At 72.1% G+C, this 17,565-nt stretch carries 15 protein-coding genes; 2 read left to right on the top strand and 13 right to left on the bottom strand.

Translation table 11 applies throughout. From position 1 onward, the window contains the following. Window positions 1-79: 79 nt before the first annotated feature. The 5 genes from ACIGXM_RS06305 to ACIGXM_RS06325 all read right to left on the bottom strand — a co-directional run bounded on the left by ACIGXM_RS06305 (window position 80) and on the right by ACIGXM_RS06325 (window position 6,794). Window positions 80-1,882: a putative bifunctional diguanylate cyclase/phosphodiesterase gene (locus tag ACIGXM_RS06305; RefSeq protein ID WP_396557436.1), complete on the bottom strand. Its 1,803-nt coding sequence runs from the start codon at window positions 1,880-1,882 to the stop codon at window positions 80-82. A gap of 329 nt (window positions 1,883-2,211) precedes the next feature. Beyond that, entirely contained in the window at window positions 2,212-4,512 is a 2,301-nt protein-coding gene (gene ligA, locus ACIGXM_RS06310) for an NAD-dependent DNA ligase LigA (RefSeq protein ID WP_396557438.1), read from the bottom strand. Window positions 4,513-4,530: 18 nt separating this feature from the next. Continuing rightward, on the bottom strand, window positions 4,531-5,541 hold the full coding sequence (locus ACIGXM_RS06315) for a methionine synthase (protein ID WP_396557440.1): 1,011 nt from the start codon (window positions 5,539-5,541) through the stop codon (window positions 4,531-4,533). A 10-nt stretch (window positions 5,542-5,551) separates the two neighbouring features. After that, a complete protein-coding gene (locus tag ACIGXM_RS06320; protein ID WP_396557442.1) occupies window positions 5,552-6,241 on the bottom strand; it encodes an SDR family oxidoreductase in 690 nt (229 codons plus the stop codon). A 19-nt stretch (window positions 6,242-6,260) separates the two neighbouring features. Further along, complete coding sequence (locus tag ACIGXM_RS06325; RefSeq protein ID WP_396557444.1) at window positions 6,261-6,794, bottom strand: TIGR00730 family Rossman fold protein; 534 nt, start codon at window positions 6,792-6,794, stop codon at window positions 6,261-6,263. Between ACIGXM_RS06325 and ACIGXM_RS06330 the strand changes: the two genes are divergently transcribed. Continuing rightward, a complete protein-coding gene (locus ACIGXM_RS06330) occupies window positions 6,787-7,218 on the top strand; it encodes a PIN domain nuclease (RefSeq protein WP_396557446.1) in 432 nt (143 codons plus the stop codon). The genes ACIGXM_RS06325 and ACIGXM_RS06330 overlap by 8 nt on opposite strands. Window positions 7,219-7,228: 10 nt before the next feature. On the opposite strand, the gene mnmA is transcribed toward ACIGXM_RS06330, so the two are convergent. Next, a complete protein-coding gene (gene mnmA / locus ACIGXM_RS06335) occupies window positions 7,229-8,386 on the bottom strand; it encodes a tRNA 2-thiouridine(34) synthase MnmA (protein WP_396557447.1) in 1,158 nt (385 codons plus the stop codon). 49 nt (window positions 8,387-8,435) lie between these two features. Next, complete coding sequence (locus ACIGXM_RS06340; RefSeq protein ID WP_396557449.1) at window positions 8,436-9,605, bottom strand: cysteine desulfurase family protein; 1,170 nt, start codon at window positions 9,603-9,605, stop codon at window positions 8,436-8,438. 145 nt (window positions 9,606-9,750) lie between these two features. On the opposite strand from ACIGXM_RS06340, the gene ACIGXM_RS06345 reads away from it, so the two are divergent. Beyond that, window positions 9,751-10,563: an IclR family transcriptional regulator gene (locus ACIGXM_RS06345; protein WP_396557451.1), complete on the top strand. Its 813-nt coding sequence runs from the start codon at window positions 9,751-9,753 to the stop codon at window positions 10,561-10,563. Here ACIGXM_RS06345 and ACIGXM_RS06350 read toward each other — a convergent pair. The 6 genes from ACIGXM_RS06350 to ACIGXM_RS06375 form a co-directional block, all read right to left on the bottom strand. Then, window positions 10,499-11,158 (bottom strand): trimeric intracellular cation channel family protein, encoded by a 660-nt coding sequence (locus ACIGXM_RS06350; RefSeq protein WP_396557453.1) that lies wholly within the window; start codon window positions 11,156-11,158, stop codon window positions 10,499-10,501. The genes ACIGXM_RS06345 and ACIGXM_RS06350 overlap by 65 nt on opposite strands. Before the next feature lie 97 nt (window positions 11,159-11,255). Further along, a complete protein-coding gene (locus ACIGXM_RS06355; RefSeq protein WP_396557455.1) occupies window positions 11,256-12,314 on the bottom strand; it encodes an ABC transporter ATP-binding protein in 1,059 nt (352 codons plus the stop codon). A 26-nt stretch (window positions 12,315-12,340) separates the two neighbouring features. Further along, window positions 12,341-13,393 carry an ABC transporter ATP-binding protein gene (locus ACIGXM_RS06360; protein WP_396557457.1) on the bottom strand — a complete coding sequence of 351 codons (1,053 nt, stop codon included), beginning with the start codon at window positions 13,391-13,393 and terminating at the stop codon, window positions 12,341-12,343. After that, complete coding sequence (locus ACIGXM_RS06365) at window positions 13,390-14,400, bottom strand: ABC transporter permease (protein WP_396557459.1); 1,011 nt, start codon at window positions 14,398-14,400, stop codon at window positions 13,390-13,392. Before ACIGXM_RS06365 ends, ACIGXM_RS06360 begins: the two co-directional genes overlap by 4 nt. Before the next feature lie 110 nt (window positions 14,401-14,510). After that, window positions 14,511-16,265 carry an ABC transporter substrate-binding protein gene (locus ACIGXM_RS06370; RefSeq protein ID WP_396557461.1) on the bottom strand — a complete coding sequence of 585 codons (1,755 nt, stop codon included), beginning with the start codon at window positions 16,263-16,265 and terminating at the stop codon, window positions 14,511-14,513. Between the two features lie 61 nt (window positions 16,266-16,326). Next, entirely contained in the window at window positions 16,327-17,319 is a 993-nt protein-coding gene (locus ACIGXM_RS06375) for an ABC transporter permease (RefSeq protein WP_396557463.1), read from the bottom strand. Window positions 17,320-17,565 lie beyond the last annotated feature (246 nt).

The following is a 17,565-nucleotide window of genomic DNA, read 5'->3' on the forward strand; positions in this document are numbered from 1 at the left end:
CGGTCTGTGCAGACCATCCTAGGGGGCGCGGCCCGGCGGCCCGGAACCGTGATCGCCACCGTGGCCTCCGCCGGCGGGGCTACTGGGGGGTGGTCGGGGCCTGCAGCCCGGTCTCGGTGGGCTGTGCGAGCGGCGGCACCAGCGGCTGGCCGGCCTGGCTCGGGATGGTCGGCCGGGGCACCCCGGGGTACGGCAGCCGGGGCTCGGGCAGGGACAGTTCGGCCTGCCCGGTCCAGCGCTCCAGCGTGGTCAGCCGCTCGGCGCAGGGCGGCCCGGTGCGGTGCACCCGGAGCCAGGCGGTGGCCTGGTCGGCGGGGAGCGCGGCGGAGACCAGCCAGCCCTGCACGGCGTCCACCCCGAGCCCGTGCAGCCGCTCCCAGGTCTCGTCGTCCTCCACCCCCTCGGCGACCACCGTCAGTCCGAGCGAGTGCGCCAGCTCGACCGAGCAGCGGACCACCGCGGCGTCGTGGTCGTCGGCGACCATCCGGGAGACGAACGAGCGGTCGATCTTCAGCTCGCCGACCGGCAGGCTGCGCAGCCGCACCAGCGAGGAGTGGCCGGTGCCGAAGTCGTCCAGCGACATCCCGACGCCGTGCCGGCGCAGCTCGGCCAGGGTGTCGGCGGCCCGCCGCGAGTCGTCCAGCAGCAGCCGCTCGGTGATCTCCAGCTGGAGCGCGTGGGCGGGCACCTGGTGCCGGGCGAGGTGACCGGCCACCCGCTGGGCGAAGCCGGGGTTGAGCACGTCCCGCGGCGAGACGTTCACCGCCACCTGGACCTGCAGGCCCTGCCCGCGCCAGGCGGCGAGCTGGCCGATCGCCGCCTCCAGCACGTAGTCGGTGAGCCGGGGCATCAGCCCGCTGGACTCGGCCAGCCCGACGAACTCGTCCGGGCTGACCCGGCCGCGCCCGGGCCGCTCCCAGCGCAGCAGCGCCTCCAGGCCGACCACCCGGCCGTCGAAGGCCACCTTGGGCTGGTAGTGCAGCTGCACCTCGCCGGTCTCCAGCCCCCGGCGCAGGTCGCCGAGGAGGCCGATCCGGTACGGGGTGTCGGCGTCCTGCGAGGCGTCGTACTGCTCGACCCCGGTCCGCCCGCGCTGGGCGTGACCCATCGCGACGTCGGCCCGGCGCAGCAACGATTCTGCGTCCCCCGCGTGATGCGGGTAGACGCAGACGCCGGCGCTGGCCTCCAGCACCAGCAGCAGGCCGTCCAGCCGGATCGGCGCGGCGAGTTCGGCGATCAGCGCCTTGGCGAGCCGTTCCAGGGTGTCTCCGCAGCCCACCCCGGGCAGCAGCACGGCGAACTCGTCGCCGCCCATCCTCGCCACCACCGCACGGCGGCCGTGTTCGACGGCCGGCGGCAGCTCGGCGAGCAGTTCCTCGGCCTCCCGGCGGCGGTCGGCCGGGCCGGACGGGCGGCCGGGCGGCGCGCCGCCCGCGGGGTCGGACCGGCCGCCGCGCAGCACCCGGTGCAGCCGCCGGCCGATGTGCACCAGCAGCCGGTCGCCGGCCGCGTGGCCGAGCGTGTCGTTGAGCGAACGGAACCGGTCGAGGTCGAGCAGGATCAGCCCGACGCTGTACTGTTCCTCGCTCTGGTGGTCGGCGATCGCCTCCTGCGCGGCGAGCAGCAGGGCGTGCCGATTGGGCAGGCCGGTCAGCGGATCGGTGAGCTGGTCCCTGGCCCGGTCCCGGGCGATCCGCCAGGCCGCCACCAGGACGGCCAGCGGAACCGCGAAGAGCGGCAGCAGTTCGGGCTCGTGCCGGCTGACCAGGACGGCCAGCGGGATGAGCGGGGCTGCTCCGGCCAGCAGCACACCGAGCAGCAGGACCGCGCCCGCCACCCCCTGCGGCGGGCGCGTCGGCGCACCGCCGGTCGTACGATCCATACGCCCTGTCCTCCGTCAGGCCCGCCCCGCCAGGCCGCGTCGCGGCTCGGACCGACCGCGAACAGCACGGTCGGCCCCAGCACACCTGATGGTGTGCCAGTCGGTCTCAGCCGGGAAGCGCCCCTGTCGGCGCCGGACGAACCCGGTGCCCCCCACTCCTGCTGACACGCTGTTGCGCTCCAGGGTAAGTCCGCCCCCCGGGCGGGGGCGGACTTTCGGTCATCCAGGAGCGGGCCAGCTCGGGACCGGCGCCGTACGGGGAGAAGATGCCCGGTTTGCGGGCCCGACACCCGGCTGACGGGACATCAGGAGGTCACAAGACGGACACGTCAGCCCTGGTCAGCCGCTGCGGGGGTTACCTCGGCCGGGCTCTCGGCGGCCGACTCGGGCTCGGGCAGCCCGAGGTGGGCCCGAGCCGCCGCCGGGCCCCGCTCCAGCAGCACGGCGAAGCCCGCGTCGTCCAGTACCGGCAGGCCCAGTTGGACGGCCTTGTCGTACTTGGAGCCCGGATTGTCGCCGGCCACAACGAAGTTGGTCTTCTTCGACACCGACCCGGTCACCTTCGCCCCACGCGAGACCAGCGCCTCCTTGGCACCGTCCCGGGTGTGGCCGGCCAGCGTCCCGGTGACCACCACGGTGAGCCCCTCCAACGGGCGCTCCCCCTCGTCCGCGGCCGCCTCCTCGGTGAACCGCACCCCCGCCTCCCGCCATTTCCGCAGGATCTCGCGGTGCCACTCCTCCTGGTGCCACTCCTGGATCGAGCGGGCGATGGTCGGGCCGACCCCCTCGGCGGCCGCCAGCTCCTCCTCGCTCGCGGCGAAGATCCGGTCCAGGTCGCGGAACTCGCGGGCCAGCGCCTGGGCCGCGACCGGACCGACGTGACGGATCGACAGGCCGTTGAGGTAGCGCCAGAGCGGGCGGTCCCTGGCCGCCGCCAGGTTGTCCAGCAGCACGGTGGTGTTCTTCTTCGGCTCGCCCCTGAGGTTGGCGAAGAAGGTGACCTCCTTCTGCTCACCGGTGGTGTCGTCCAGCTTCGGCAGGCCGGTCTTCGGGTCGCGCACCAACACCTTGATCGGCAGCAGCTGCTCGACGGTCAGGCCGAAGATGTCGCCCTCGTCCTTCACCGGCGGGTCGGCGGGCTCCAGCGGCTGGGTGAGCGCGGTCGCCGCGACGTAGCCCAGGCCCTCGATGTCCAGCGACTCCCGGCCGCCCAGGTAGGCGATCCGCTCGCGGACCTGGGCCGGGCAGAACTGGGCGTTGGGGCAGCGCAGGTCGATGTCGCCCTCGGACATCGGGCGCAGCTCGGCGCCGCACTCGTGGCAGTGGCTCGGCATCACGAACTCCTGCTCGGTGCCGTCCCGCAGGTCCTCCACCGGGCCGAGGATCTCCGGGATCACGTCACCGGCCTTGCGCAGCACCACGGTGTCGCCGAGCAGCACGCCCTTGGCCTTCACCACCTGCTGGTTGTGCAGCGTCGCGTACTGCACCATCGAGCCGGCCACCTTGACCGGCTCGGCCAGCACGGCGAACGGGGTGGCCCGGCCGGTCCGCCCGATGCCGACCTGGATCCGGGCCAGCTTGGCGGTGACCTCCTCCGGCGGGTACTTCCAGGCGATCGCCCAGCGCGGCGACTTGGAGGTGGCGCCGAGCCGGCCCTGGAGCGGGATCTCGTCCACCTTGACCACCACGCCGTCGATCTCGTGCTCGACCGAGTGGCGCTGCTCGCCGTACTGCTTGATGAAGGCCCGCACCTCGTCGAGGGTGCCGACCACCTCGTTGTGCCGGGCGGTGGGCAGACCCCAGTCGCGCAGCAGCTGGTAGGCGTGCGACTGGCAGTCGATGTCGAAGCCCTCGCGGGCACCGATGCCGTGCACCACCATGTGCAGCGGGCGGGAGGCGGTGACCAGCGGGTCCTTCTGGCGCAGCGAACCGGCGGCCGCGTTACGGGGGTTGGCGAAGAGCTTGAGCAGCGCCTGGGGGCGCTTGCCCTCCCCGGCGCGCCGCTCGTTCTCCGCCCTGCGGCGCTCGTTCTCCGCCGCCAGCGAGGCGTTGAGCTCCTCGAACGCCTCGGTCGGCAGGTAGACCTCGCCGCGGATCTCCACCAGCGCGGGGATGTCGTCGCCCTTGAGCTGGTGCGGGATCTCCTTGATGGTGCGGATGTTGGTGGTGATGTCCTCGCCGACCCGGCCGGTGCCGCGGGTGGCGGCCAGCACCAGCCGGCCGTGCTCGTAGGTGAGGTTGACCGCCAGGCCGTCCACCTTGAGCTCGCAGAGGTAGTGGTACTCCAGGCCGTCCAGCTCGCGGGCGACGCGCTCGGCCCAGGCGGCCAGCTCCTCGTCGTCCATCGCGTTGTCCAGGCTGAGCAGCCGCTCCCGGTGCTCGACCTTGGCGAAGCCCTCGGCCGCCGCGCCGCCGACCTTCTGGGTGGGCGAGTCGGGGGTGACCAGCACCGGGTGCTCGGTCTCGATCGCCTCCAACTCGCGCATCAGCCGGTCGAACTCGGCGTCGCTGATGATCGGCGCGTCCTGCTCGTAGTACCGGATGCGATGGTCCTCGATCTCGGCCGCCAGCTCGGCGTGCCGCCTGCGCACCTCCGCCGGGACCTCTTCCCAGCCCTCGACCGCCGCCACCCGACTCCTCCTCCGTGCCTACTCCGGGTTGTCCACCAGACTCTGCGCACCCCTCACGCTGAGTGACAGCGCCTGCCGGGCGTAGGCCGGGCTCGCGCCCGCCAGCCCGCAGGTCGGCGTCACCAGCACGCGACGGCCGAGCAGCTCCGGATCGAGCCCGAGCCTGCGCCACAACGTCCTGACACCGGTGACATTACCGGCCGGGTCGGACAATGCCCGGTCCGTGGAGGGCACCACACCGGCCAGGATCACGGCCCCCGCCTCGATCGCCTCGCCCAGGTCGTCGTCCTCACGCTCCGTCAACAGTCCGAAGTCCAGCGCCACGCCGGCCACACCGGCCCGACGCAGCAAGGGAATTGGCACCTGCGGCGCGCAGCAGTGCACGATGACCGGGGCGTCCACGGCGCGGACCAGCTCGCGCAGGGTCTCCTCGGCGACCTGCCGGTCCACCGCGCGCAGCCGCTGGAACCCGCTGGCCGTCCGCACCGAGCCGGCCAGCACCGCGGGCAGCGAGGGCTCGTCCAGCTGGAGCACGACCCGCGCGCCGGGCACCCGCTTGCGGACCTCCGCCAGGTGCCGGCGCAGGCCCTCGGCGAGCGAGCCGGCGATGTCCCGGCAGGCGCCCGGGTCGGCCAGCGCCTTCTCGCCGTGCTTCAGCTCGACCCCCGCGGCCAGCGTCCACGGGCCGACCGCCTGCACCTTGAGCGCGCCCTGGTAGCCCTGGGTGAACTCCTCCAGGGCGTCCAGGTCCTCGCCCAGCCAGGAGTGCGCGCGCCTGGTGTCCCGACCGGGCCGGTCGGCGAACCGCCAGCCGCTCGGCTCGACCTGCGCGAACAGCTCCACCAGCAGCCCGGCACTCCGTCCGAGCATGTCCGCCCCCGGCCCGCGGGCCGGCAGCTCCGGTAGGAACGGCAGCTGTTCGAGCGCCCCGACCGAGGTCCTCGCGGCCTCCCGCGCGTCGGTGCCGGGCATCGAGCCGACGCCGGTGGCGGCGCCGAGCAGGTCGGGGAAGGGGTGTTCGCTGGTCACACGGTCGAGGCTACCGCCCCGGGCGGACCGTGATCTCGGTGATCTCGGCGTCCCGCGGCAGGTCGATGGCGGTCAGGATGGCGGTGGCCACCGACTCCGGGGCGATCCAGCGCTCCGGGTCGTACGCGACGCCCTCCTGTTGGTGCACCTTGCGCTGCATCGGGGTCGCGGTGCGGCCCGGGTAGACCGAGGTGACCCGGACCCCGGCGGCGTGCTCCTCGGCGCGCAGCGCGTCGGCCAGCGCCCGCACCCCGAACTTGCTGGCCGCGTAGGACCCCCACTCGGCGTGCGCGGTCAGCCCGGCACCGGAGTTGACGAAGACCACGTGCCCGCGGGCCAGCCGCAGCTGGGGCAGCAGCAGCCGGGTCAGCTCGGCCGGGGCGACCACGTTGACGGCCAGCGTCTCCTGCCAGACCTTGACCGGCGTCTCGCCGACCGGGCCCAGCTCGACCACGCCCGCCACGTGCACCAGCGAGTCCAGCTCGACCGGCAGGCTCTGGTGGCCGAACGCCCAGGAGAGCTTGCCGGGGTCGGCCAGGTCGCCGACCAGGGTGTGCGCGGCCGGGAACCGCTCGCGCAGCTCGGCGGCCCGCTTGGCGCTGCGGGCCAGCAGCCAGAGCTCGTCGCCGCGCTCGGCGAGGCGCTCGGCGACGATCGCGCCGATGCCGGAGCCGGCGCCGGTGATCAGGTGGGTGGCCATGGTTGCCCTCTCGGTGAAGTCAGGAACCGGTCTTGGCGAGGTGCTCGAACACCTCGGCCGGAGTGGTGGCGAAGTGGACCAACTCGCCCAGCGGACGCGGCAGGAAGCCCTCGGTCTCCATCCGCTCCAGCTGGGCGCGCAGCCCGTCGTAGAAGCCCTCGGTGTCCAGCAGGACGACCGGCTTGTCGTGCAGGCCGTGCTTCTTCAGCTCCAGCACCTCGGTCACCTCGTCGAGCGTCCCGAGGCCGCCGACCAGCACCACGATCGCGTCCGCCCGCATCAGCAACTGCGCCTTGCGCTCGGCGATGTCACGCGTCATCACCAGCTCGTCGGCCCCCTGGTACCCCTTGTGCGCCAGCAACTCGACCAGCACCCCGACCAACCGCCCGCCGGCCGCCCTCACCCCGTCGGCCAGCACCCCCATCAGCCCGGCGTTGGACCCGCCCCACACCAGCGTGTGCCCGGCCTCCCCGAGCAACCGGGCGAACTCGGCCGCGGGGGCGGTGTAACGGTCGTCGAGGGAGTACGCGGAGCAGAAGACACAGATGTTCATAGTGGGAACAGGTCTACCACGCGCGGAGCGGGGCGACCCCGCCGGCCTCGGCTCAGGCCCTCGGCACCAGTACGCCTGGGACCAAGCCGCAGCGGCCGGCCTCATCGCGACCTGTCCCATCACCGAGCTCGAGTTCTTCCACAGCGCACGCACGGCCGCCGACCGCGCCCGGGGGATCGAGGACGTGCGGCCGCTGTTCAGCTGGGTGCCGGTCGACGACCGCGCCTACGACCGCGCCTGGCAGGTCCAGGACGTGCTGACCAAGCGGGGCCTGCACCGCAGCGCCGGTGCCGTGGACCTCGTCGTCGCGGCGACGGCGGAGCTGCAGGGCCTGGCCCTGCTGCACCGGGACCATGACTTCGAGTGCGTCGCGGGCGTCACCGGGCAGGCGCTGCAGTGGTACGGGCCCGAGGCCGGAAAGTGACCGGAGCCCCTCAGACCTCCGCCGCCAGCGCCCGGCGTTCGGTCGTCGCGATGGTGGCGGAGCCGACCACGCGGGTGCCGTCGTAGAGGACGACGGCCTGGCCGGGGGCGATGCCACGGGCGGGGGTGGCGAGCCGGACGCGGAGGCCGTCGGGGGTGGGCTCGGCGGTGACCGGGACCTCCTCGCCGTGCGCGCGCAGCTGGGCGGTGTAGGCACCGGCGGCGGGCGGTTCGGCGCCGCACCAGCGCGGGCGGATGGCGGTGAGGCCGATCACGTCGAGGCCCTCGGCCGGGCCGACCGTGACGGTGTTGTTCACCGGCGAGATGTCCAGCACGTAGCGCGGCTTGCCGTCGGCGGCCGGGCGGCCGATCCGCAGCCCCTTGCGCTGGCCGATGGTGAAGCCGTACGCGCCGTCGTGCTCGCCGATCTTGGTGCCCTCGGTGTCCACGATGTCACCGGTCGCGGTGCCCAGGTGGCGGGCCAGGAAGCCCTGGGTGTCGCCGTCCGCGATGAAGCAGATGTCGTGGCTGTCCGGCTTCTTGGCGACCGCCAGGCCCCGGCGCTCGGCCTCGGCCCGGATCTCCTCCTTGGTGGTGTCACCGAGGGGGAAGAGCGAGTGCGCCAGCTGGGCCGCGTCCAGCACGCCCAGCACGTACGACTGGTCCTTGGCACCGTCCACCGCGCGGTGCAGCTCGCGGCCGCCGTCGGGCAGTTCGACGATCCGCGCGTAGTGGCCGGTGCAGACCGCGTCGAAGCCCAGCGCGAGCGCCTTGTCCAGCAGCGCGGCGAACTTGATCTTCTCGTTGCAGCGCAGGCAGGGGTTGGGGGTCCGGCCGGCGGCGTACTCGGCGACGAAGTCCTCGATCACGTCCTCGCGGAACCGCTCGGCGAGGTCCCAGACGTAGAACGGGATGCCGATCACGTCGGCGGCCCGGCGGGCGTCCCGGGAGTCCTCCAGGGTGCAGCAGCCGCGGGCGCCGGTGCGGAAGGACTGCGGGTTGGCCGCCAGCGCCAGGTGCACGCCGGTCACCTCGTGGCCCGCCTCGGCGGCCCGGGCCGCGGCGACGGCGGAGTCGACGCCGCCGGACATCGCGGCCAGCACGCGCAGGCGGCGGCCGGTGGACGGGCCGGTCGGGGCACCGGGGAACGCACCAGGGAATTCGGTCATAGTGCGTCCAAGGGTACGGGCCGACGGATGATTCCCGGGAACGGGAGTCTCAGCGCTGGCCGGCGTTCCGGGCCCGCGCCACCACCGGCCCGATCGCCTCGGCCAGCGCGTCCACGTCCGCCTTGGTCGAGGTGTGCCCCAGCGAGAAGCGCAGCGAGGAGCGGGCCAGCCGCGGCTCGGCGCCGATCGCCAGCAGCACGTGGCTGGGCTGCGGGACCCCCGCCGAGCAGGCCGAGCCGGTCGAGCACTCGATCCCGGCCGCGTCCAGCAGCATCAGCAGCGCGTCGCCCTCACAGCCGGGGAACGAGAAGTGCGCGTTGTTGGGCAGCCGGCCGGCGGCGGACGGGTCGCCGTTGAGCACCGCGTCCGGGACGGCGGCACGGACCCGGGCGATCAGGTCGTCGCGCAGCGGTTCGAGGGCCGCCGCGTGCTCGGCCCGCCGGGCCACCGCGAGTTCGGCGGCGACCGCGAAGCCGGCCGCGGCCGGCACGTCCAACGTCCCGGAGCGCACGTCGCGCTCCTGGCCGCCGCCGTGCAGCAGCGGCACCGGCGCGGCCGTCCGGGCCAGCAGCAGCGCGCCGACCCCGTACGGGCCACCGATCTTGTGCCCGGTGACGGTCAGCGCGTCCAGCCCCGACTCGGCGAAGGAGACCGGCACCTGACCCAGCGCCTGCACCGCGTCGGCGTGCATCGGGATCCCGAACTCGCGGGCCACGGCCGAGAGTTCGATGATCGGCTGAATGGTGCCCAGCTCGTTGTTGGCCCACATCACGGTGATCAGCGCGACCGAGCCGGGGTCGGACTCGACGGCCGCGCGCAACGCCTCGGGGTGCACCCGGCCGTAGCCGTCCACCGGGAGGTACTCGACCCGGGCGCCCTCGTGCTCGGCCAGCCAGTGCACCGCGTCCAGCACCGCGTGGTGCTCGACCGGGCTGCACAGCACCCGGGTACGGGCCGGATCGGCGTCCCGCCGGGCCCAGTACAGGCCCTTGACGGCGAGGTTGTCCGACTCGGTACCTCCGCCGGTGAAGACGATCTCGCTCGGCCGGGCGCCCAGCGCCTGTGCGAGCGACTCGCGGGACTCCTCGACCACCCGGCGGGCCCGCCGGCCGGCCGCGTGCAGGGAGGAGGCGTTGCCGGTGACACCCAGGTGCGCCGTCATCGCGGCGATCGCCTCGGGGAGCATCGGGGTGGTGGCCGCATGGTCGAAGTAAGGCATGGCTGGACAAGTGTAGGCGGACGCGGCGCCACGCGGGGCAGCGGTCACGACCGGGACCGCTGCCGCGGTGCCGATTTGCCCGTTGCACGGGATGCAACGCACGGTTAGCCTCCTGCCCCATGGAGGGGGCGGAAGGGTAGGGGGCATGTCGCAGACCGTCGACCGGGCACTGACCATCCTCGCCTCGCTGGGCGACGGTCCCGCCTCGTTGGAGCAGGCCGCCGGCACCATCGGGGTGCACAAGTCCACCGCGCTGCGGCTGCTGCGCACCCTGGAGGAGCACGGCTTCGTGCGGCGCCAACCGGACCACCGCTACCGGCTCGGCGGCCGGCTGCTCTCCCTCGCCCAGCAGGCGCTGGACGGGATAGACGTGCGCCAGGTCGCCGCGCCCTACCTGGCCGCGCTCAACGAGCGGTACGGGCACACCGTGCACCTGGCGGTGCTGGAGGGCGACCAGGTGCTCTGCCTGGACGAGGTGGAGAGCCGTCACCCGGCCGGCGCCGGCCCCCGGCCCGGCCCGTCCTCCGGGATCGGCCGGCACGCGCCGGCCGTCGCCACCGCCACCGGCCGGGTGCTGCTGGCCGACCTGGCGGAGGATCAGCTGACGGCCGCGCTGGCCGACCAGGCGCTGCCGGCCGCGCGCACCGAGGCCCTGCGCGCCGAACTGGCCGCGGTCCGCCGCCAGGGCTGGGCGATCCGGCAGACCGAGTACGCCGAGCACCCGGAGTCGGTGAACTGTCTGGCCGCCCCGATCCAGGGCAACGCCGGCCGGACCATCGCGGCCTGCGCGATCTCCGCGCCGGTCGCGGTGGCGCCGGTCGGCGAGCTGAGCCGGCTGCTGCCCGAGCTGCTCTGCACGGTGGAGGCGATCTCGCTGGCGTACGGCGGCTCGCCTACTCCTCGCTGGTGCGAGAACCGTTGCGGTGCCAGGCACGCGGTGCGCGCCAGCCATACCTGAGCGCCAGCATCCGCAGCACGAAGGCGGCCATCGCGGCCGCGCTCGCGGTGAACGTGGTGAGGTGGTGGGCGGCGATCAGCAGCGCCACCAGGGTCGCCCCGCAGAGCGCCGGGACGGCGTAGATCTCCCGGTCCCAGCGCAGCAGCGAGGGCGTCTCGTGCGCCAGCACGTCGCGGATCACGCCGCCGCCGGCCGCGGTGAGCATGCCCAGCGCGACCGAGGCGACCGAGCCCAGGCCGTAGTCGTGCGCCTTGGTCGTGCCGGTGACGCAGAACAGCCCGAGCCCGAGCGCGTCCAGGGTCTGCACCGCGCGGTTGATCCGCTCGACCTCCGGGTGCAGGAAGAACACCACCAGCCCGGCCACCAGCGGGGTGACGAAGTACCCCGTGTTGGTGAAGGCGGCCGGCGGCACCGCACCGATCAGCAGGTCACGCAGCACCCCGCCGCCCAGCGCGGTGGCGAAGGCGAGCACGCAGATCCCGAAGATGTCCATGTTCTTGCGGACGGCGAGCAGGCCCCCGGACAGGGCGAAGACGAAGATGCCCGTCAGGTCGAGGGTCTCCTGCACATCGGGCGCGAAAATCTGCGAGGTCACCGGCTAAGTGTCCATGCTCGGCCCATTGTCGACCGAATTCGACCGAAACGGTACGGTGAGCCGCCCTGCCGGACGGCCCGGGACACCTAGACCGGGGCTAGACCGCCGCGACCTCCTCGGCCGGGACGGCCGGGAGCTCCGGGAAGTGGCAGGCCGTCCGGTGGCCCGGGCGGAGCTCGGCCAGCGGGGGCTCGGTGGTGGCGCAGACGTCCTGGGCCTTCCAGCAGCGGGTGCGGAACCGGCAGCCGCTCGGCGGGTTGATCGGCGAGGGGACGTCGCCGGTGAGCAGGATCCGCTCCCGGCGCTCCTTGCGGCGCGGGTCCGGGACCGGCACGGCGGACATCAGCGCCACCGTGTAGGGGTGGGCCGGGCTCGCGTAGAGCGCGTCCCGGTCGGCGATCTCGACGATCTTGCCGAGGTACATCACCGCCACCCGGTCCGAGACGTGCCGCACCACCGACAGGTCGTGGGCGATGATCAGGTAGGTCAGCCCGAGCTCCCGCTGCAGGTCGTCGAGGAGGTTGACGACCTGCGCCTGGATCGAGACGTCCAGCGCGGAGACCGGCTCGTCGGCCACGATCATCTTCGGCCGCAGTGCCAGCGCCCGGGCGATGCCGATCCGCTGCCGCTGGCCGCCGGAGAACTCGTGCGGGTAGCGGTTGTAGTGCTCCGGGCTGAGCCCGCAGATCTCCAGCAGCTCCTGGACGGCCTTCTTCACCCCGCCCTCGGTCCGCACCTTCTGCAGCCGGAACGGCGCGCCGACGATGGTGCCGACGGTGTGCCGCGGGTTCAGCGAGGAGTACGGGTCCTGGAAGATCATCTGGATGTCGCGGCGCAGCGGTCGCATCGCGCCGACCCCCAGGTGGGTGATGTCGGTGCCCTCGAACTCGATGCTGCCGCCGGTGGGTTCGTCCAGTCGGGTGACCAGCCGGCCGGTGGTGGACTTGCCGCAGCCGGACTCCCCCACCACGCCCAGGGTCTCCCCGGGCATCACCTCGAAGGAGATCCCGTCCACCGCCCGCACCGCGCCGTGCTGCCGGCGCAGCAGACCCTTGGTGATCGGGAAGTGCCGTTCCAGGCCGCTCACCCGCAGCAGGGGTTCGCGGCGCCCGGCCGCCTCGGTGTCCACCGGGTCGGCGCTCCGCGTCTTCGTCATCTCGCCTTGCTCTCCTGATCCGTGGTTCACAGCCGGGGCGCGATCTCTTCGGTGAAGATCCGCTGTCGGTCGGCGGCGGGCAGGTGGCACGCGGCGTGGTGGCCGGGGCCGGTCTCGACCAGCAGTGGCAGTTCGCCGGCCGACCGGCCGCCGGTCAACTCGGCGTACGGGCAACGCGGGTGGAAGGCGCAGCCGCTGGGCACGTTGATCAGGCTGGGCGGCGTGCCGCGGACCGGCACCAACCGCTCGGTCAGCGCCCGGTCGAGCCGCGGCATCGACCCCAACAGGCCCCAGGTGTAGGGGTGTTCCGGCGAGTCGAAGAGGGTCGCGGCCGGTCCGCGCTCGACGCACCGTCCCGCGTACATCACCAGGATGTCGTCCGCCAACTCGGCCACCACGCCCAGGTCGTGGGTGATGATGATGACCGCCGAGCCGAACTCCTGCTGGAGGTCCCGGATCAGGTCCAGGATCTGGGCCTGCACCGTGACGTCCAGCGCGGTGGTCGGCTCGTCGGCGATCAGCAGTGAGGGGTCGTTGACCAGTGCCATCGCGATCATCGCGCGCTGGCGCATGCCGCCGGAGAACTGGTGCGGATAGTCGTCCACCCGGCGGTCCGGCTGCGGGATGCCGACCCGGTCGAGCATCTCCACCGCCCGGGTCCGCGCCTCCTTCTTGGACGCCTCCGGGTGGTGCACCCGGTAGGCCTCCACGATCTGGCTGCCGATCGTGTAGTACGGGTGCATCGCGGTGAGCGGGTCCTGGAAGATCATCGCCATGGTGCGGCCGCGCAACTGGCGCACCCGCTCGGGGTCGGCGGAGACCAGTTCCTCACCCTCCAGCCGGATCTCCCCGGAGATCCGGGCCCGCTTGCTGCGGTGCAGGCCCATGATGCCCAGCGAGGTGACGGACTTGCCGGAGCCGGACTCCCCCACGATGCCCAGGGTGCGGCCGCGGGCCAGATCGAAGCTGACCCCGTCGACCGACTTCACCAGGCCGTCGTCGGTGTCGAAGTGGATCTTCAGGTCCCGGACGGAGAGAAAGGCGGACTCGGCGGGCCGGTCCTGCTCGGCGGTGGTCACGAGAGCCTCACCCGGGGGTCGACGGCGGCGTACAGGAGGTCAACCAGGAGGTTGCAGAGCACGATGAAGAAGGCGGCGATCAGGGTGACGCCGAGGATCTTCGGCAGGTCGTTGTCGTTGATCGCGGAGACCGCGTAGAAGCCCACGCCCTGCAGGGAGAAGACCTGTTCGGTGATGAGCGCGCCCCCGAGCAGCAGCCCGAGGTCCATCCCGAAGATGGTCAGGATCGGGGTGAGCGCGGAGCGCAGACCGTGCCGGACCACCACGTCCCGCTCGCGCAGGCCCTTGGCCCGGGCGGTGCGGATGTAGTCCTCGTTCATCGTCTCCAGCATCCCGGCCCTGGTGAGCCGGGCGTAGAGCGCGGAGTACAGGAACGCCAGCGAGACCCACGGCAGCACCAGGTTCTTGGCCCACATCAGCGGGTTGCTGGTGAAGTTGACGTAGTGCAGGTTGCCGAAGATCGGCCACTGGTAGCTGAACAGGGTCAGCAACAGGGCGCCGGTGAAGAAGATCGGCAGCGAGACGCCGGCCAGCGCGACGCCCATCGACAGCCGGTCGAAGAACGAACGCGGCTTGAGCGCGGAGACCACGCCGGCCGCCACGCCGGAGAGCAGCCAGATCACCGAGGCGCCGAGGGCGAGCGAGAAGGTCACCGGGATCCGCGAGCGGATGTCCGGCCAGACCTCCACGTGGTTCTTGAACGAGTAGCCGAAGCACGGCACGTGGCAAGTGGCCGCGTCCGGGCCGTACTTGTACTTCGCCCCGGCCACCAGGCCCTTGAGGAAGCGGCCGTACTGGATGTACAGCGGCTGGTCGAAGCCCAGGTTCTTCTTGATCGCGGCGATCGCGGCCGGGCTGGGGTTCTTGCCGATGTACTGCGCGGCGAGCTGGTCGGTGGTCTCGCCCGCGATGCGTGGGAGCAGGAAGAAGATGACGAAGGTGACCGCACTGACGACCAGGAGCAGCACCAGGGCGGCGAACGTCCTGCGGATGATGTAGGCCAACACAGTTGTACGGCTCCGGTGCCCCGCCCCGGCCGGGGTGTCCGTGCTGGACACCCAGGGCCGGAGCGGACGCCGCTGCCTTCACCTGCCTTCAGGGGTGTGGAGTCAGGCTCTTACTTGGTGGTGCCGATGTTGAGGTAGTCGTACTCGCCGTCGAAGGCCGAGCTGGAGACCAGGTTGGTGGCACTGTCCGGGCGGTAGAGCAGGACCTTGGTGTCGAGCAGCGGCACGTAGGCCGCGTCCGCCATGGCCTGCTGGTCGATCGCCGCGTAGTCCTTGTCCCGGGCCGCCTCGGTGGTCTGCACCGCCGAGTCGTCGATCAGCTTGTTGATCGCCGGGTCGTTCAGCTGGGCGAGGTTGCTGTTGCCGGAGGACTTGATCGCCCGGCCGTCCACGATCTGCTGCAGGAAGCCGTAGCCGGTCGGCCAGTCGGCGGCCCACTGCATCATCATCATCCCGACGTTGTTGCTGTCGGTGAACTGCGGGACGCCCGCGTAGTCGGTGAAGTACTTGCCCTGCGGGTACTGCTGGATGTTCAGCTGGATGCCGACCTGCTTGAGCGCGGCCTGGATCGAGGTCGCGGCGGCCACCTCGGTGTCGCGTTCGGTGCGCGCGGTGATCGTGGTGCTGAAGCCGTTCGGGTGGCCGCAGGCCGCCAGCTCCTGCTTCGCCTTGGCGATGTCACCGTGGTCGCCGGAGGACGGGTAGAGGTTGAAGTCCTGGTGACCGGCGACGTCCGACGGCAGCAGGGTGTCGGCGATGCCGCCGCGGATCGGGCCGCCCTCGGCGGTCTGCACCGAGACCTTGTCGATCGCGTACTCGACGGCCTTGCGGCAGTCCACGTTGTCCAGCGGGGCGACCTTGGTGTTCAGCGCCAGGTAGGTGAGGCGGCCGCCGAAGGCGTTGTCGGTCTTCGCCTTGAGCGAGCTGTCCAGCAGGATCTTGGCCTGGGTCTGCGGGTCGACGCCGCCGCCCACCAGGTCCACCTGGGCGTTGCCGGCCATCAGGTCCTGGTCGATGGTCTGCTGCTCGATGTTCATCTTGAGGACGATCTTGTCCGCGAGCTGCTTGCGGATCGGGTCGGTCGACGGGTCCCAGTTGGGGTTCGGGACCAGCGTCGCCTCCTTGCCGTCCTGGTACGAGGAGAACATGTAACTCCCCGTGGACATCGGGTGGTTGACGTAGCTCGCCCCGGTGTCCTTGTCCTGCGGCACCGGCACCGTCTGCGGGGCGCTGACCAGGTAGTCGAAGTCGGCGAACGGGTGCTGGAGGTGGAAGACGATGGTGGTGTCGTCCGGCGTCTGGATCGAGTTGAGTCCGCCGTGCGGGTCCTTGTAGGGGCCCTGGTACGGCGTCGGGTTGTCGACCAGCAGCTCCTGGAAGTACGTCGGGCCGTTGGAGAGCACGTCCGGCGCGTAGTTGCTGCGCTCGATCGCGTACTTGACGTCCTTGGAGCTGACCGGGGTGCCGTCCTCGTACTTGAGGCCCGGGCGCAGGTGGTAGGTCCAGGTCAGGCCGTTGTCGCTGACCTGGCCGAGCCCGGAGGCCAGGTCCGGGACCAGCTTCTCGCCCTGCTTGCCGGGCCCGGGGGCGAAGGTGGTGAGCGGACGGCCGTACAGCCGGGCGAAGTTCCAGATGTAGGCGTAGTAGGTGTTGCCCGGGTCGAGCGAGTCCGGGGTGCCCTTCATCTCGTAGGTGACGGTGCCGCCCTTGTGGTCGGAGGCGTTCACCACCCCGGTGGTGGCGGCGTTCTGGCCGGCGACCGTGCCGGTCGCGCCACCGCCGTTGGACGAGCTGGAACAACCGCTCACCACCAGGACGGTGGTGGCGGCCACCGCGGCCAGGGCGAGGGTACGAGACCTGCGCATTGCTGGATCAACCCCTTGGGAGAGTGGCGGGAAGTGGCTTGCTCTTGAGGTGAGTTGAGAGTCAGTTGCCACGTGGGTCGAGGGCGTCACGCAGCCCGTCGCCCAGCAGGTTGAAGGCGAGCACCGTGACGAAGATCGCCAGACCGGGGACCAGCAGGTACTCGGGGTCCACCTGGTAGTACTTGATCGCGTCGTTGAGCATCCCGCCCCAGGAGGACTGCGGCGGCTGGATGCCCACGCCGAGGAAGCTCAGACCGGCCTCGAAGAGGATGTTGGTCGGGATCAGCAGGGTCGAGTAGACCAGGATCGGCCCGGTCAGGTTCGGCAGCAGTTCCTTGAAGAGGATGAACGGGCCGCGGGCGCCCAGGCTGCGGGCCGCGTCGACGAACTCCCGCTCGCGCAGCGAGAGCGTCTGCCCGCGCACGATCCGGCCCATGTAGGGCCAGTTGAAGAAGCCGATCACGAAGATCAGCACGCTGATGTGCAGCGGCAGGCCGTGCATCCCGAACGCGCCGCCCTGCAGCGAGGCGGAGATCGAGATCGCGAAGAGCAGCAGCGGGAACGCCAGGAAGACGTCCATCACCCGGCTGATCGCGGCGTCCACCCAGCCGCCGTAGTAGCCGGCCACCACGCCGAGCACGGTGCCGATGGTGTTGGAGAGGACGGTGGCGCCGAACGCCACCAGCAGCGACACCCAGGAGCCGTCGATCACCCGGGCCAGCAGGTCGCGCCCCTGCAACGGGTCGATGCCCAGCGGGTGACTGAGGCTGACGCCGCCGAACGAACCGCTCGGCAGACCGCCCAAGTCGGCGTCCAGCAGGTCCTGGTGGAGGTTGTCGGGGCTGAGCCCGAAGACCGACTCGATCGGCTTGGCCAGCACGGCGACCAGGACCAGCAGGATCACCACGACGCCGCCGGCCACCGCGACCCGGTCGCGCTTGAACCGGGTCCAGGCGATCCGGCCGAGCGAGCGGCCCTCGATCTGTCGGGGTGCGGCGGGCAGCTCAACCGGGCTGCCCGGTACGGGTTCTGTACTCTCGGTGGTGCTGGGCATGGGCAGTTCGGTCCCCTCGCCAACGGTGGTCGGACCATGGCGAACCCCGGCGCGCCCACTGCTGTCAGGCCCCGGTCAGAGCCTGCGAGGGTGCGCCGCCCGGGTTGCTCGGCTGGTGCGGTGCGCAGAACTCTTCACGCTGGCAACAGGCTTGCGCCAGACCTCCCGATCGAAGGATGCCCAACTGTGATCTACAGGCGTTCAAGATCGGTAAACCTGCACGACACCTTGAAACTCGCCGCCGAC

The organism is Kitasatospora sp. NPDC052896 (assembly GCF_044547075.1).
Lineage (GTDB): Bacteria > Actinomycetota > Actinomycetes > Streptomycetales > Streptomycetaceae > Kitasatospora.